General features: G+C 47.0%; 14 protein-coding genes. 3 read left to right on the top strand and 11 right to left on the bottom strand.

Annotation, left to right across the window (positions count from 1 at the left end; translation table 11 throughout):
- Positions 1 to 536: 536 nt before the first annotated feature.
- The 10 genes from E4665_RS07770 to E4665_RS07725 all read right to left on the bottom strand — a co-directional run bounded on the left by E4665_RS07770 (position 537) and on the right by E4665_RS07725 (position 12,328).
- Entirely contained in the window at positions 537 to 2,858 is a 2,322-nt protein-coding gene (locus E4665_RS07770) for an alpha amylase catalytic subunit (RefSeq protein ID WP_135348218.1), read from the bottom strand.
- Between the two features lie 267 nt (positions 2,859 to 3,125).
- Positions 3,126 to 4,469: a C1 family peptidase gene (locus E4665_RS07765; RefSeq protein ID WP_135348217.1), complete on the bottom strand. Its 1,344-nt coding sequence runs from the start codon at positions 4,467 to 4,469 to the stop codon at positions 3,126 to 3,128.
- Between the two features lie 498 nt (positions 4,470 to 4,967).
- Positions 4,968 to 5,318 (bottom strand): hypothetical protein, encoded by a 351-nt coding sequence (locus tag E4665_RS07760; protein ID WP_241654737.1) that lies wholly within the window; start codon positions 5,316 to 5,318, stop codon positions 4,968 to 4,970.
- Positions 5,299 to 6,942 (bottom strand): hypothetical protein, encoded by a 1,644-nt coding sequence (locus E4665_RS18350; protein ID WP_135348215.1) that lies wholly within the window; start codon positions 6,940 to 6,942, stop codon positions 5,299 to 5,301. The genes E4665_RS07760 and E4665_RS18350 overlap by 20 nt, the downstream gene beginning before the upstream one ends.
- Positions 6,939 to 7,529, bottom strand: a complete 591-nt coding sequence (locus tag E4665_RS07750) for a hypothetical protein (protein WP_135348214.1) — start codon at positions 7,527 to 7,529, stop codon at positions 6,939 to 6,941. The genes E4665_RS18350 and E4665_RS07750 overlap by 4 nt, the downstream gene beginning before the upstream one ends.
- Before the next feature lie 89 nt (positions 7,530 to 7,618).
- Positions 7,619 to 8,614, bottom strand: a complete 996-nt coding sequence (locus E4665_RS07745) for a 5-oxoprolinase subunit C family protein (protein ID WP_135348213.1) — start codon at positions 8,612 to 8,614, stop codon at positions 7,619 to 7,621.
- Complete coding sequence (gene pxpB / locus E4665_RS07740) at positions 8,614 to 9,324, bottom strand: 5-oxoprolinase subunit PxpB (RefSeq protein ID WP_135348212.1); 711 nt, start codon at positions 9,322 to 9,324, stop codon at positions 8,614 to 8,616. The genes E4665_RS07745 and pxpB overlap by 1 nt, the downstream gene beginning before the upstream one ends.
- A 187-nt stretch (positions 9,325 to 9,511) precedes the next feature.
- A complete protein-coding gene (locus tag E4665_RS07735; protein WP_135348231.1) occupies positions 9,512 to 10,309 on the bottom strand; it encodes a putative hydro-lyase in 798 nt (265 codons plus the stop codon).
- Positions 10,310 to 10,333: 24 nt separating this feature from the next.
- Entirely contained in the window at positions 10,334 to 11,092 is a 759-nt protein-coding gene (locus tag E4665_RS07730; protein WP_135348211.1) for a LamB/YcsF family protein, read from the bottom strand.
- Between the two features lie 24 nt (positions 11,093 to 11,116).
- A complete protein-coding gene (locus E4665_RS07725; RefSeq protein WP_135348210.1) occupies positions 11,117 to 12,328 on the bottom strand; it encodes an NRAMP family divalent metal transporter in 1,212 nt (403 codons plus the stop codon).
- A 294-nt stretch (positions 12,329 to 12,622) separates the two neighbouring features.
- Between E4665_RS07725 and E4665_RS07720 the strand changes: the two genes are divergently transcribed.
- Together E4665_RS07720 and E4665_RS07715 are read left to right on the top strand one after the other, a co-directional pair.
- On the top strand, positions 12,623 to 13,801 hold the full coding sequence (locus E4665_RS07720) for an RNA-guided endonuclease TnpB family protein (RefSeq protein WP_135348209.1): 1,179 nt from the start codon (positions 12,623 to 12,625) through the stop codon (positions 13,799 to 13,801).
- Positions 13,802 to 14,089: 288 nt separating this feature from the next.
- Positions 14,090 to 14,425: a TM2 domain-containing protein gene (locus E4665_RS07715; protein ID WP_241654736.1), complete on the top strand. Its 336-nt coding sequence runs from the start codon at positions 14,090 to 14,092 to the stop codon at positions 14,423 to 14,425.
- Between the two features lie 95 nt (positions 14,426 to 14,520).
- Here the strand turns inward: E4665_RS07715 and E4665_RS07710 are convergent, their stop codons facing one another.
- Positions 14,521 to 15,480 (bottom strand): sugar-binding transcriptional regulator, encoded by a 960-nt coding sequence (locus E4665_RS07710; protein WP_135348208.1) that lies wholly within the window; start codon positions 15,478 to 15,480, stop codon positions 14,521 to 14,523.
- Between the two features lie 247 nt (positions 15,481 to 15,727).
- Here E4665_RS07710 and rpiA point away from each other — a divergent pair, with 247 nt between their 5' ends.
- Positions 15,728 to 16,420 (top strand): ribose 5-phosphate isomerase A, encoded by a 693-nt coding sequence (gene rpiA, locus E4665_RS07705; protein WP_135348207.1) that lies wholly within the window; start codon positions 15,728 to 15,730, stop codon positions 16,418 to 16,420.
- The last annotated feature ends 3 nt before the right edge of the window (positions 16,421 to 16,423 follow it).

The following is a 16,423-nucleotide window of genomic DNA, read 5'->3' as shown; positions in this document are numbered from 1 at the left end:
GAGAGTCATCGTTTGATGTTGTCTGTGATTGTCGCATCGCTCACACCTCCTCTGTTTTCGAGAGTACTATTGTTCAGCCCTTCGTCCTGATGGACTACTATGGCATCTGCTGACTTCTTACAGTTCATCCGGGCATCACTGTCTGGATTGTTCCTGTGGGAAATGTCTTCCCTCTTGTCGGGAACCCCTGTAAGATCTCCCCGGGTAAGAACGACCGCTTTCCTTCCATGTAGCCGCTGCATTTACTGAATGGGGTTCGGGCAGTATTGGACTTCACCTTGTCTTGCAGGCTCATCCACCTCTGTTCAGCCTTAGTATGCAGTTCTTATTCATCGGCTCGGAATTTTGCCTCCGGCTTCCTTCAGATTCCACCTCACGATGGACACCCTTGCCTTCAGCTAACAGTTCCTACTGCCAAGCCTGTAGCGGACTTTCACCGCCAAGCTGTCGTCCATGCCGGGCGCACAAGAAATGCCTCGGATCTTACAGATCCGGGACATTAGCACATCACTTTATTTAAGTAAAATGTTTATCCATCAATTAAACGGGTTAATTTGCTGGAATATCTGATGATGACCGACACCAATGACAAGCCAATGATTTCTATTAATGGTGTTCATCGTCAGTCCCTCCGCTTCAGATGGAGATTCCTGCGGAAGTCCAAAATGATAACTTTGCTCAATCGCGCCGCTGTTGTCCGGTTTCAGCAGTGTGGCTTCATTGATCTCTGTCAGATAATTATTAGCCAAATAATAAATTTTGCCGTTGTCGTACTGCATGCCCTGAGCGACACCCATCTGGGGGATTGACGCTGACTGATCAAGGCTGCCGTCATTCTTGATATATAGAAATGTATCACTTGATCCCTCTTTCAGCAGGATGAATTCCGGATCATGGTTTGGATCACCACTGTCTTTGACAGCCATCATATAAGTGCCGCCAATACCAGGCTTAATTTGATCATTAGGATTACTGGTAAGGGTATTAGGATCAATCTTATTAATGATGGTCTGATTATTGATAACAGCCGCCTCATAGAGCGTTCCGTTATAGTAGCTTATCGAACAGGCATGTCCGAGCGGCAGTGTTCCTGATTCTCCTGCGTACCGCCCATTACTGTCATATTTGAGAATTCTGCCATAGTTGCCGCCCGTATCGTAACCGACATAGTAATAACCATCACCGTATGCCAGCCCCTGCTGGTTCATAGAAGTATCCGCCTGAAAGATCTGTGAAAAATCTCCGGAAACATCCTGAATATCATTCAGATCACTGTTATTAACCCAGCCAAGAAAAATATCACGTTCGGGCTGATCATACCAGTAATTAATCTTAATCAGATCCTGGCCGTCTTTCTGATTGATGACTTCGAGCATATTATTCTGATAATCACTCAGACTGCCACTCCTGTTTTGAAGATCTGACGATTGGAAAATTCCCTGGTTCGGATTTTTTACTGTCTTAAAACTAATCGGTCTGACTCCTGGCACATCAACAGCGTCTCCATCGATCCAGCCGATCCCGTCAAGATAATACATTGTATAACCCTCAACAGCCTCGGACTTGGTAATAAGCACGTTTTGCCCATAATAGGCATCCGAATAACCTTTAAAGCTGGCGGGTTGATCCGGGTTCAAATCAAAGATTGGATACCCAGTCTTAGTTACAGTCGCATACGTCAAATAATTAAACAAAGAAGCTGTATTAGGGTTAGGTTGTGCTGCATCCGTAAGATCACTGCTTTTGGCCCAGCCGATATAGTTGCCGACCGGTTTTCTAATCTCATACCAGGTTTCACCGTTCAATGTCGCCGTTTTATCGACATACAACCGGATTCCGTTAAATACGCTTAATTGCTCAGGTTTTCCATCCCCGCTTATAATACGCTGATTCCCATCATCCATCGGCTGATTATAAATATAACCGGAACCGTTGCTCACAGTCTTATACTGCCATGTCGGAATCTGTAGCGGAACTTCACTGCTTGTCAGATTGCTTGCATAAACATACCCGCTTTGATTATCATAGCTGACCCAGAATAACGGGTCATACTGCGGACTCGTCGTGGTCAATTTGACACCGGCAGGAATGGCAGTGCTGAAGCCTCTTGACTGACCGTATTGCCGGTACAATTTGGAATAATTTTTCGTATACTTGGTCACAACTGTTGGCTGATCAGACAAATTGGCTGCATAGACATAAGTTCCACGGTGGTTATAATCAACCCAGTATAATCTGTTTGACTGAGGGCTCGTGGTCGTCAGTTTCGTATCAACAGGTATATAGCCTGAATAGTACGAGGTATGTCCATAATTCTTATATTGCCTTGAACTGCTTTTTACATATTTCGTTACTGCTGTTTTGCCGGTCGAAAGATTGCCGGCATAGACATAACCAGTCGATCCATAGTAGTGAACATAATACATCGAACTGTTCAAATTACTTGTCGTCGAAATGGTACTGTTGATACTGATCGTTGTTTTTCTTTTTTTTGAAGAACTTGTACTTGTATACAAATTAGCCGGTTTTTTAATATACAGGTAAACGGTTGTCAGCCTGCCCGATAAATTCGCCCGATAGACATAGCCTGAAATCGTGCCATTCGCTGCGGTGTAATATACTTTGTACATCGTACTGGAGCTCTTGCTATACGTTTTCAGCCGGGCATTAATTGGCAAATAGCGGATCATTCTCTTAGATCCCTTGTAACTCGTATACAGTTTGGATACCTTATGAACATAATAATATGTATAGGATGTCTTTGCCTCTGCGAAAAGGGATGGTAGTAATCCTACAACCAGAAAAACAGTTGCTAATACTGTGAAAATTTTGAAAAGAACATGATGATTATGTTCCAATTGCTGATGATCTCCTTCCTGTGCATGTGCATTATATCCAATTGTGAATCATGATTCAGCTGAAAGCAGAGGCATTTAAATGCATAAGAACTGCATTCCGGAAACTTGCGAGGTTTTCTTTTTTAATACTCACACTAGTATAATCCAATGACTTCAGGTAGAACAATAGATTTAGTTCATATTTCCTTAATTAGACTTTTTTTAAGGAAATACCAAAAAAGCCGCCTCCCCAAAATAAAGGAGAGCGGCTTTTACCATAAAAGAATGTCAGTTCAAGACTGCCAGAGCACCCATCGGATCCCATGGCTTCAGTTCGGTCGGTTTCTGTTCAAAAGCAGCCTTCAGTTCATCAGACAGATATTTTTTATTAATGACGACTTGATAAGTGAATTCATCCATCCACTTGTCGCTCGCAACAAAGTATCCTTTATTGCCGCGGTCTTCGCCCCAGCTGTTCTCTACCTTCCAGCGGTTCGGCTTGCCGTCGACGAGATTGACGCCGGTCAGAACCATAGCATGGGTCAGGCAGCTTTCATGATAGTCCAAACGATCCGCCTTTGTCAGGCCGAATTCAGTGCTGAACGCCGTGTCGTAATCAAAAACGTCTTTGTCCATAACACCGAGCTTCGGTTCCGTATAGAGGACGACATCGCAGCCAAACCAGACAGTTTGTTTCTCTTTGATCTGGCTGATCGCCAGTTTCTTGAGCGTTTCCATGTCGACGTTCAGATACTTAATTTTGTGCCCGCCGACCACTGTGCCAAGGTATTGAACGGTGTACGTCTTGTTGAACGGCTTGTCCTTCGTCGGCGCGTTGATAATGCTGACATAATCGTTCAGATCAATGTCCACGTATTTCTTAAAGAATTCCTGCGGCGTGATGCCGGTTTCTCTATGAAACTCTTTCTTCTCTTCATCACGATATTCAAAATCGAATTTTTTCGGCGGCTCGCCAAGCGAGAATACGAGAATCCGGTAAATAGCTTCAAGCATTTCATCTTTAGCTGCTTCAAGATCCGAATGCGATTCTCCTTTTTCATGAAGCTTTCTTAGTGCACCGGCATCTTCGCGCAGTTTCCCGTTCAGAATTCGGTTAAGTTCCACCGTACGGCTGCTCTGGAATGTTTCCGGCATGACCTGTTTCGGAACAATACCATATTTTTCAATAATGGCTACCAGCATATCCCACTGGCCACCGTCCTGCTGCGGTGTTTCCATCAGCCAGGAAACCAGACGTCCTTCTAGCGGTTCATCTGCAGTTTCGATGATGCTTTCAAGGAAATAATTCGATTTCTCGAATTTGTCCCAGAATAGTGTGTAGTTCTGCGACAGCTCGAAATCCTTCAGATCAAACGCCTTGTTCAGTTTGTGGCGGAATGTGTTCAGCGCTGCGAACATCCAGCATCTTCCGCTCATTTTCTGGTCCGTTACCTTGCCTGTTTCAATTTCTTCTGAGAATACAGGATTCATAGAAGCTACAGAATCATTATTTAATGTAGCGGCATTGATACCGTTTTTCATTATTGCGTCTTTAATGATTTTGTTCTTCGGTTTCGCCTGAATTTTCTCGGAATATTTTTCCACCATGGATGCTGCTATTTCTTTAGCCAATTCCGTTTCCTCCTCTGCTCATAACTCCAGCCCTCATTATATGCCTAATGTGGACCCTAGGCAAAGGCAAACGCACGGAAAGCACACCATACTGTCATATTTTCTGACATAAAAAAATCCGACAAAAAAGGGATGTAGGTCTCAAACCGCTTATAATTCGGCTTAACCTGTATGACGGTACCCCAATGAAGCTCGTTGAGTATACTGGTGAAGAGAGCCCACTTCCCGATCAATCTTTCGCGAGGATTATCCCAGACAGCACAGGGCCTTAATCTGTCCCCGCCGGCGGGCAGGCGATGGTCGGGACGACAATGGCCGCCCCGATGCCGAGATTCACCCAGAATTCCTTGTTGATCTGTTTGTCCCTGATCGATTTATAATCAAAGCTGTCATTGTACTAGTTCAAATTGTATAAACGAATTTGCCAATCTTAGCCATCAAAAAAAGAAGCCTTGAGGGTATTGCAAACGATCAAGGCTCCTAAACAAATCTTTAGAATCATTTCCACCCGTAGTGTTCGAGAAATTTATCAGGAATTCTTAGTTTTAATTGTTCCTCCAATTCTTTAAGAAATATGTCCATATCCGCTTTATCGTACCATTTTTGGCTATTATCTAAAGTTATAAAACGGCTACCATTAATGATGCTGCATCCAAATCTACCACGGTCATAGTTCAAAACAATATTAAAAAACTTATACATTACAAACTCAATTTTGAACATTGTATAGGGTGTATCTGTTGTGTCGGAAACCATAAAATCGTCAATTTTATTTGAAAAATAATTACTTAGTTTATCGATTATCTCATCTGATAAAATATCGCTGTTTTTAGTTTGCAATCCAAACATCTCCTTCTTTTTTTAGTTTTCGAAATCCATGAGCATCTTTTAAATGCTGCCATTCTTGAGATAAGTATGAATCCGGATACAAACGAGGGTCATGTGTGAATTTTATTATTTTCCCGCTTTTAATGGAAGCCTCTAACGCTGGGACATTAAAGTAGGTAAACATCTCATCATTGGTCAAATGATATTTGTTCTGAATCTCATTCCATTTACTTCCTAAATCAAAATATGTCGAATCCCCGCCCGCTTTAACTATATACGAATCAGGGCCAGGCTTCCCCCAATTCTCAACGCCATTTTCGATTGATGGAGTGTATTTACCTAATGTCATTGTATCTCCATCCTCATTATGAATAGAAGCTTTTCTTATTTTATAAAAGTCTTCTATCGGTATCTTTCCTCCTACTTTTCCATCCACAATATTTATTCCATCTATCTTATCAAAACCATTAGACTCATTTTGTATTTTCTCTATTTTACTATAACTACTTGGATGACTAACACCTTCTTTGGAAGCCATCTGCCGGAATGGGTTTTTCACATTCTGGATGAAGCCCTCTCCTCTACTAACCCTCGGAGCACCGGCAAATTCCGGCTGCAGGCCTTTCAAAGAGAGCCGGTCACCCAGATCAGCCCCAGCCTGTTTGATGCTCGTTACCCCCGCTCGGCTGATCTGTCTCAGCTGGACCAGACGTCCTTTTGACGCCTGTCCCAGCGTCTTCGTGAGATCGGCGACTTTTTCTGCACTTCTCATACTGGTCCGGCCGATCGTCCCGAATGCTCCGGCTGCTTCCGCCCCGGGAATCGCATCCAGTGCGCCAAACGCCGCCGAGGAGACGCGCTCACCGGTGCTGAGCTCACGCCCAGAGATCCAGCTTTTTCCGGTGACGGCGTCGCTCATCTGTATCGCACCATAGGCGACACCGGCTACCGCCCCGGCCGGCGGGCAGGCGATGGTCAGGACGACAATGGCTGCCCCAATGCCAAGGTTTACCCAAAACTCCTTGTCGATTTGCTTGTCCTTGATCGACTTGTAGTCAAAGCAATAGTTGTACTGGATCGCTTCTTTGTACTGGTCAAAGGTGACCTTCTCCGCCTGGTCGGACGTAGACAACGCCTTGAAGTTCTCGTATTCGCTCCGGAGTGACGCCTTCATCAGGCTACTCGTGTTGAAAAGATCGTCCAGCGTAATGTCCTTTTTGGTCACTTTCTCATAAGTGGCCACATTGGCCATCGTACTGGTCGCCTGCATTTCGGTGACATTCAGTGTGTTTTTCGTGTGAAACTGACTGATCGACAGCTGCGCCATCGCAGACACAAACGCATCGATCTCCGTGTAGAAGGGGTGGTCGATGTGGCGATTGACGGCGTCCCCCGCCTCCCCCGTGAATGTGTAGAGCTTCTGATAGTCGCTGCTGAGTTTGTCGAGCGCGCCCGACATACTTCTATAGGAAAAAGAGATCCGGTGGTCCTCATCTAGGCTGTCCACCGCATCCCGGATCTGCTGGAACGCCTGATCTGCACGGCGCATTTGGTCCAGCGTCCCGCCCCAGGTGGATACATGGCTGATCGCTTGGCCCATATCCTCCCAGGAACTCTGTTTATAAGAAACATCGCGTCCCATCATTGCACCGCCCCTTCATCGTAGGCCTGGGCCAGTGCCTCGTCCTGGCTGGCCATGGATTCAGCCACGAACATCAGCAGCTGCGCGGCGCGGGCATAAAAGTCACCGACATCCCGCATTTTTTCAAGCGCCTGCCGATACTTGGTGAACGTGTCGGCGGCCTCTCCGTCTGCGTAATAGCCGAGACGGGCGAGCTTCCCGATCTCCGGTTCGATTTTATTTTGAAAAATCTCTGAAATCGCCTGCGCGCGCACCGCAAACCGTTCCAGCTCACCCGGGTTCAGCGAGATTTCACCGCCCCCGCCTTTCGTCATGGCTCTCATCCGGCATGCGCCTCCTGTCCGTAAGGAATAGTGAGCCCGTTGAACTTTTTCATTATTATATAAAAATGCCCAGCGTATAAACACGACCTTTCTGCCTAAAAAAATCTGAAAAATACCGGCTGCTACCGACGTTTCTACACCATTCGACAGGTATAACCCTGTCTTTTTTACCGTATAAATTTGTAAACGGTTCCATTTTGGGGTCCATATGTATAAGAGATGACGCAGAATTCTTATCGTTTCTGAATAAGGGTGTGAGGAAGGCAAGAGCACTCTCCTATATCAACCGCCTGAGAAGTACATTGGGAAACTTGAGCACATTATACTCACGTCTCTTTGATTAACATCATTTCATTTCAAGGAACGAGACTCTCTAACTTTTGAGTCACTCTTTTTCGAAGGACTTTCAGATAATCCTGCTTCCGGAGCAGAAGATTCTCCGCTTCCTCAACGGATATTTTTTGAAAAATGATTCTGCTGTTCGGAGGCAGTTGGGCAAGAAGCGGCAGGTCAACCGATGCCACCTGGGCGATCCGGGGATAACCTCCAGTGGACTGGTGATCCGTCATCAGAATAATGGGCTGGCCGCCGGGCGGAACCTGGATGGAACCATTCGTTACCGCCTCCGAGTACATTTCAAGCGGTTCGCTGAGTGCAAGGGCCTCCCCTTCAAGCCTGTAGCCCATCCGGTCGGAAGATGCGGTCACCTGATACTCTTCGTTCAGGAACGCCGTCCTGCTTTGTTCTGTAAATCGAGCCCATAGTGTGTCGGGCATGACCCGAATTGTATGTATTCCGTGATATATCCGGCGTAGGGAGAAAAACCAGCGTTCACCGAAATCTGATCCAGTGATGCTCCCCATCAGTTTTTCAGCCAGGCGGGATGGTTTCCCAACAGGAATCCGGTCATGTTCTACCAGCAGACGCCCTTTGTATCCGCCCATGCCGGCTCTCATATAAGTCGAGCGGCTCCCGAACCATACCGGCGTATCCACGCCGCCGGAAACAGCAAGATAACCGCGGCTCCCGGAAACCAGCCCTCTGATTGCAAGGATCTGACCGACCCTCGCCAGATATGGCTTTCCTGTATGAATCTTACGCCCGTTCAGTTCAGGGCAACAGTCCGCTCCCGTTACGGCAAAAAGTGTATCATCAGTAAAAAGCACACTTGGCCCCATAAACGAAAACTCGATCAGTGCTGCCGTTTCAGGGTTTGCCACCAGCCAATTCGCCAATTTTGCGGCTGGCGGATCCATCACGCCCCCGACAATAATGCCGAATCTCTGATATCCGGACCGGCCAAGATCCTGGACTGTTGCGGCGAACCCTTTTTCAAGTATGGTAAGTGCCATCAGCGAGTCCCCTTTATCCGTTCGAATTCCCGTTCAGAAATCGGATCAAATTTTACCAGATCTCCCGCCTGAAGTAAGGTCGGAGGGTCTGTTTCAGGAGTAAAAAGAGGGACGGGTGTTCGGCCGATGATCTGCCATCCTCCGGGAGAATCGAGCGGATAGGCACCTGTTTGCCTGCCCGCGATACCAACTGAACCCGCTGCGATTTTCAATCGTGGTGTTGCTCGCCGCGGAGTCGCCAGTTCTTCCGGAAGTCCGCCCAGAAAAGGAAAACCCGGAGCGAAACCAAGCATGTACACAAGGTATTCCGGAGCCGAGTGTCTATGAATCAGCTCACTCGCGCTCAAATGATGAAGATCTGCCACTTCATCAAGATCAGGCCCGAAGTCGCCTCCGTAGCATACCGGAATATGTATCACTCTTCTTGGGGATCCCTGATCCACGCTTTCAAAAGTGCAGCGTGACAGTCCCGTCAGAAAATCGATCACCTGACTTTGAGCCGATGTATCTTTTCGCCCGCCCTCTATGACTTCCAGAGGATTATAATAAAAGACGATATTTGTATAAGACGGCACATATTCAATAAATCCATTGAATGATTTCTGATCAAACAGCCGTATAAACCTGCTAATTTCCTGCTGTACAGAAGGAGCGATCCGGTCACCGAAAATGACACGAACCGCCTGATCACCAAAGGGTTCGATGGTCACCCTGATACCCCCACTTCTTTTTTAGGCTTTATTAGATGTGTCTGTTGTTTTTCGCTTCAGGCGCTCGCTTTCCGCGTGCGATCCGCTCGGTCAGTAGAGCAGCAAAATCAACATTCAATAGTAACATAGCCTTTTTTAATTTAGTGAAGGAACTTGCCAAAAGGCAAGTTCCTGATCAAACAATCAATTATAAGATACTGAATGCTGTGTCTTTACGATCGGTAATAAACATGTGACCCGGCGCGTGTGTGATCGCAATATCAGGATGCGAAGCCATCACCGCAGCCTGCGGGGTAACCCCACACGCCCAGAATACCGGAATTTCCCCGTCACGAACCGTGACCGCGTCTCCAAAATCCGGATGTGACAGATCACGAATTCCCAGTTTTTCCGGATTACCGAAATGAATGGGCGCGCCGTGAACAGAAGGGAAGCGGCTCGTCACCTGAATCGCCCGTATGGCCTGTTGTTCCGTCATGGGACGCATACTTACCACCAGCGGGCCCTCAAAAATTCCGGCGGGTTTGCAGGGGATATTGGTCCGGAACATCGGCACATTGCATTTTTCCTCAATCTGGCGAACAGGAACATCGTTATCCAGAAGGGCCTGTTCAAAACTGAAACTGCAGCCGATCAGGAAGGAAACAAAGTCACTTTGCCAGACCGGACCGATATCCGCCACTTCCTCACCCAGGATACCCTTTTTGTAAATACGGTATTTTGGAATGTCCGTCCGGATATCCGCATGAGTCGCTGTTAATTCCACAAACGGATTTCCGGTATCGAGGACTTCAAGCAACGGGCAGGGGCGTGGGTTCCGCTGGCAAAAAAGCAGGAAATCGTAAGCATATTTTTCGGGCAGTATCACCAGATTCGCCTGCGTGTAACCATTAGACAGACCGCTTGTCGGTAGTTTCCATTTGCCTTCACGGATCAGTTTCCTGACCGTAGAGGGCTTTTCTCCTGAAAGCGCAACGTAATCAATCAATTGGGCTCATCCTCCGTTCGATTAATGCCAAGCCGCTATGGTTATCCCGCGTTTCTGTAACTCACTCCTGATTGTCCCGGCGAAAGCCAGAGCCGCAGCCCCATCGCCATGGACACAGATCGTTTCAGCACGGACCGAAGCTGCTCCTCCGGCCGCCGTCTTGACTTTCCCTTCCTGAATCATCTGAAGAACCTGACCCAGTGCCTGATCTATGTCCTTGATCAACGCATCGGGCCTGGAACGCGGCGTCAGTGAACCATCCTCCTGATAGGTACGGTCGGCGAATGCTTCATAGATGACATGGAGACCGGCTGATTCACCGGCTCTTGTCAGCCAGGTACCGTCCATGCCGAAAAGAATCAGATCGCGATCCACGTCATTGATCGCTTGCACCACCGCTTCTGCAATTTTTTCATTTTCAGAAGCCATATGATAGAGGGCGCCATGCGGCTTGACATGATTCAGCCTGACCTTCTGTGCCGCGGCCACTGCGCGCAACGCGCCGATCTGATAAACAGTCATATCGTAAACCTCTAAGGGGGAAACTTTCATTTCCCGACGTCCAAAACCTTCGAGATCTGGCAATCCCGGATGCACGCCGACAGATACGTGATTCTCCTTCGCACGGGCTACCGTACGGTGCATTTCAGAAAAGTCACCGGCATGAAATCCGCAGGCTACATTCGCTGAGGAGATCAGGGGCAGAACTTCCGCATCGTTCCCGATGACATAGTGCCCGAAACTCTCCCCCAGGTCACAGTTAAGATCAATTTGAGTCATTGACGAACCTTACCTCCCTGACGATTACAGAACCGCTAATATTCCTTTATACACAGACTGAACACCCGCGTATGCCATAAATACAACGATAATCCATCCGAAAATAGATAGCCAGAGCGGATGTTTGTACATTTCGCCCATAATCTTTTTCTTCGTCACCGCGACCAGCAGAATGGCCAGAGCGATTGGAAGAATCAGTCCGTTAATGGCGCCGACAACAACAAGAACCTTGGCCGGACTGCCGATAAAATAGAAAATCGCAGTTGAAAAAACAATAAAAAAGATAATCAGATAAGGGCGGATTTTGTGATACAGATTGTTATCCCCTTCAGATTTAGAATAGTCCAAAAATGATACCGATGTAAAGGTTGAGCCTAAAGTCGACGTCATCCCGGCCGCAAATAAGATTAATCCGAAGAATTTATATCCAAAATCACCTGCTGCGGACTTGAAAATGCTTGCCGCAGGGTTCAGAGGATCAAGTTTAAATCCTTCCGCAATGACTGCCAGTGCCGCAAGAAAAAGCAGGATACGTATAATTGAAGCAACACCGATACCGGTCAGCGCCCCTCCATTAATATAAGGTATGCTTTTTGTTCCCTTGAGGCCGCCTTCGAGCAGTCTGTGGCCGCCGGCGAACGAAATATATCCGCCGACCGTTCCGCCAACAATCGTAACGATCGAATAAAAGTCAATCTGCGAAGGGACAAAGGTATGTAGTGCTGCCTGTCCGACAGGAGGTGCGCTGATGGCCACAATAAAAATAATGAGGAGCACTTTAACAGCGGCAAGGATCTGAACGGTGCGGTCCATCACCATCAAAGCGTTGCGGACGAGGAAAATAATCAGGGCGATTGCCCCACCGATAAGAGCGCCATTCTGTGGAGAAATACCAAAGAGGACATTAAATCCAAGTCCGACACCACCGATATTTCCGATGTTAAAAGTTAGGCCGCCCATGACAATCAAGGCGGTCAGCAGATAGCCTAGTCCCGGAAGCAGTTCATTGGCAATGGTCTGGGCCTTTTTACCGGATACACAAATAATTCGCCAGATGTTCAGCTGAACACCGATATCTACGAGAATACAGATTAATATGGCGAAGCCGAAGTCCGCCCCCAATTGGCCGGTAAACGTAGCGGTTTGGGTCAGGAACCCCGGGCCAACCGCGGACATCGCCATCAGAAACGCTGCTCCCATGGCCACGTTCAAAGCCGTATTTTTTTTCTTAACCAATATCTTGTCCCCCTTCGATGAATATAGAGCGATTATACATAGATTAAATAATATTTACAAATTATTTTATTTTCTGAAATCTATTTTCACAACCTATCTTTGCAGAATAAATCCCCCGTCACGTGTCAAATATCCCGTTTTTTATTAAGGGTTGCCAGCAGAGAAAACTCGTCATTTTAATGACGAGTTTTCTCTGCGTCTTGGACAATCCCGTACTGACAAGAGACAACCTCTCAATCCCGTGTTAAAATGAGAACAAACGTGCTATAATCATCTCAGAAGGAGGTGAATCCCATGGTCACGAAGGGCTTGAAATTGAGAATCTATCCCAACAAACAGCAACGCCAGCAATTGGCTCAAAACTTTGGCTGCACCCGCTTTGTCTGGAATCAGATGCTCGCGATGCTCAATGAGCGGCAAGAAAATAATCCCAAGTCCTCTTTTTTAAATGCTTATGCTCTGAATAATTTACTTCCCTTGCTGAAAAAGGAACATCCCTTTCTTAAAGAAGCGGAGAGCACCAGCCTGCAGGTCACCAATCAGCATTTAATAGCCGCCTTTCACGCGTTCTTTAGAAAAGAAAAAGGGCATCCCAAGTTCAAAACCAAACACGCCTTCAAGCAAAGCTATACCTCGAAATTTGTGCATGGCAACATCCAGCCCGTCGGCGATCATGGGATTCGTCTGCCGAAACTGGGGATTCGTCTGCCGAAACTGGGGATCCTTCGCTTTAAAGCAGGACAACGGATCCCTGAAACGATCAAACAAGTCACCCTGAGCCGCACGCCGACAGGGAAATACTTTGCCGTCTTAATCGTGGAAGGCGAAAACCAAGCCTTCCCGAAAACCAGCAAAACCGTCGGCTATGATTTAGGCGTAAAAGACCTGCTCGTGGGTTCCGCGGAGGGTCTCCGATGGCCAACCACTCGTTTTGATCACGGTTTAGCCTGCAAGCTCCGGCTCTGGCAGCGAAAACTGGCTCGACGGCAGCGATTGGCGAAAAAAGCCATTGCCTGGGACCACCACCAAAAGCTGCCCGTACCCCGTACCTTGGCGGACTTTAAAAACGTAGCCAAAGCCCGCCTTCAAGTCGCTCTAATTCATGAAAAAATAGCGAACCAGCGGGCGGACAAGCTCCATAAATTGACGGCCCAACTCGTGAAAACGTATGACCGGATCGCCATGGAGAACTTAAAAACCAAAAATCTGCTTCGGAATCATACCCTCGCCCGGGCGATCGCCAACCAGGCATGGGGTGAGCTTCGGCGGCAGCTCACCTATAAGTGTGCGTGGTACAGCAAAGAGCTCGTGCTTGTCAATCCGTACAAAACGTCGCAGCTCTGTTCCACGTGCGGGTATGACGATGGAAAGAAAGCGCTGGCTATCCGGGAATGGACCTGCCCGCAATGCGGCACACACCACGACCGGGACGTCAATGCGGCCAAAAATATTGAACATCTCGCTTTTGGTTAAGCAAGACGTCTGTGGGCTCGGGATGAGCCCTGGTTAACAGCCGTGGCCACTGCTTTGGTTTTCTCAAAGTAAGCGAACGGTGTTCCCAGAAGCTCGCCATTTCAATGGCGAGTAATTCACCACTCTTCGTTCCCACAAACAAGAATCATTCGGGTATTCCTGAAAAAGTATGCCTTTGTATTTTCTTCCATATTGTGTATAATCGAATTGTTCAGTCAGTTAAGTAGGAAAAAAGTTTTGATTATTTAGTTGTGAATTGAGGCTGAAAAAACAAGGGAGGAATAAATTGTGGCATTGAATTTAACAAATGAAGAACAGTTGCTTGTTAACAGCGAAGTCCAGAAACGCGGGAAAAACATAGTTGTTGCTTATATTCTCGCTATTATTCTGGGGTCGCTGGGCATTCATCGCTTTTATCTTGGCAGAACGGGATCCGCAGTTGCTATGCTGGTACTCGGCATTTTGGGCTATCTGACATTTGTTCTTGTTATCGGTATTTTTCTGCTTGCAATTACCGGCATCTGGACCTTGGTCGACCTTTTTCTGATTCCAGGATTAATTAATGAGTCCAATACTCATCTGGAACAGGAGATCGCTCAGGAAGTTGTTGCAAAAAGGGTCTGATTCTTTCTCTGATTTTTTGTGAAAACAGCCATTTTTATACTTATTTTCTAATGAAAAAAGTCCGCCACAATGGCGGGCTTTTTTCATGATTCCACTCACGGATCTGTTCTCTTCAGAATCTGTTCCGCGGTTTCAGTTGTGGTGACGAGTACGTTCATGAACCCCCCGCGCAGCGCCCCGATAATAGCGGAGACCTTTTTCAGTGATTCAGCGACCCCAATCGCGACGCGCGCTTTTTTTAATGCATTAAGGTCAATTGTCACCGTCCGGTCTGACAGGCTGGTGTAGACCTGATTTCCGGCACGATCAAAAAACCGGGAACAGATATCGCCGACTGCTCTCCGGTCCCCAAGCTCCTTCACGGTTTCATCGCCATAAAACGCATGCCAGTTGGACTGTTCGGCCAGTTTCATCGACCCGATACCAAAAACGGCGACGGTCAGTCGGTCCCATAAAACCGCGATTTCTTTAAAATGACGGGATCGGGAAATGTCATCCCTTGTTTCATTTTTCTCGACAATGGCCGGAAAATCAAACATTAGAGACTTGGCCCCGAGTTTCAAAGCAGCCTGGTAGCAGATTGTATTCGAATGAAATCTACTCTCAAGTCTGCCTGAAGAACCACCGACCAGAGGAACGCAGATGACGTCCTTTTTGGCTTCAGGATCCAGCGTGTCGACCATCTTGGCCAGACTGCTGCCCCATGAAAAGCCGATGATATCCCCGTCACGGATACTTCGCTGTAGCAAACGCGCGCAGGCCTGCCCGACAGCCGTTAGCTTCATGTCCTGTGTCTGTTTTTTTTCAACAGGAACGACAATCGCTTCCTTCAGCCCGAAACGTTTCTTCAATTTTTCTTCCATTGTGAAATCATGATCCGAATCATAATTAATTTTAATGGTCACAATACCGTCTTCACGCGCATTTTTCAGTAAGCGGCTGATTGTTGTCCGGTAAATGTCAAGTTCTTCGGCAATCTGGCTTTGAGTCATATTCTGCTCATAGTACATCTGAGCAATTTTTATCATTAATTTTCTATCGTCCTTGCTGCCCACGGGATCCTCTCCCTGCACATATGTTTCTCTTATGATCTTTTGTGCATTATTTTTTAAATTATTATACCTGCCGGAGCTGCATCTGTAAAATGTGTGACCCTTGGAAGAACAGGGATCGTCCTTCTTTTCATTTCAGGCATGTTTGCAGTGAAATATATTTGACAGGCAAAAATACTGAAGCTATACTTAAGTCATTAAGTTGCACATATTATATATTTTGGCACATATGTGCTGATTAAGGGAGATGATGGGCACGGGCAATATTAAGCAGGATTGCGCACGGGAAGCCTTAAAAATCATTCCGCAGCATTCAATTGTCGGCCTTGGCGGCGGAAGCACGATCAGTTATCTGATTGATTTCATTAAAGAAAATAAAAGTCTTGACCTTAAAATTGTGACCCCTTCCAAAAAGACGAAATTGCTGTGCCTGGCCGGCGGACTTAATGTCCTCTATACTGAGACGGTTGACCATGTCGATCTGGCATTCGACGGCTGTGATCAGGTGGACGAACAGCTTCACGCGTTAAAGAGTGGAGGCGGCATTCACACTAAAGAAAAACTGATCGCGTCTATGGCGGATGATTACATCCTCCTCGTCGATGAATCTAAGTTCGTCAAGAAACTGACATTTGAACTTCCAGTCGTCCTTGAAGTGCTTGGAGATGCGGTTTCTTATGTGAAAAGAAAAGCGGAAAATCTGGGAGGAAAGCCTGTCATGCGCCAGAGTGCGGCAAAAGACGGCTTTACGGTCAGCGATAATGGTCATCCCCTAATGGATGTCTTCTTTACTGATGTCACTGACATTGACGGCCTCGACCGTGACCTGAGATCAATCAGCGGCGTGATCGATACTTCCCTTTTTTCCGGAGTCGTCACCAGGGCACTCGTTGCCGGGAACGGCGGCATGAGATGGGTTTCGAAGAATGAATCAGGAAGGTGACTC

It is taken from the genome of Sporolactobacillus shoreae (genome assembly GCF_004684935.1).
Classification (GTDB): Bacteria; Bacillota; Bacilli; order Bacillales; family Sporolactobacillaceae; genus Sporolactobacillus; species Sporolactobacillus shoreae.
Note: the sequence above shows the minus strand (reverse complement) of the source record. Positions and strands in the feature narration are given on the sequence as shown.

Coding starts and splice junctions, on each gene's coding strand:
- E4665_RS07760 (WP_241654737.1), bottom strand. CDS start 5,318: ATGTTTGGATTGCAAACTAAAAACAGCGATATTTTATCAGATGAGATA.
- E4665_RS18350 (WP_135348215.1), bottom strand. CDS start 6,942: ATGATGGGACGCGATGTTTCTTATAAACAGAGTTCCTGGGAGGATATG.
- E4665_RS07745 (WP_135348213.1), bottom strand. CDS start 8,614: ATGGCACTTACCATACTTGAAAAAGGGTTCGCCGCAACAGTCCAGGAT.
- E4665_RS07730 (WP_135348211.1), bottom strand. CDS start 11,092: ATGACTCAAATTGATCTTAACTGTGACCTGGGGGAGAGTTTCGGGCAC.
- E4665_RS07720 (WP_135348209.1), top strand. CDS start 12,623: ATGGTCACGAAGGGCTTGAAATTGAGAATCTATCCCAACAAACAGCAA.
- rpiA (WP_135348207.1), top strand. CDS start 15,728: ATGGGCACGGGCAATATTAAGCAGGATTGCGCACGGGAAGCCTTAAAA.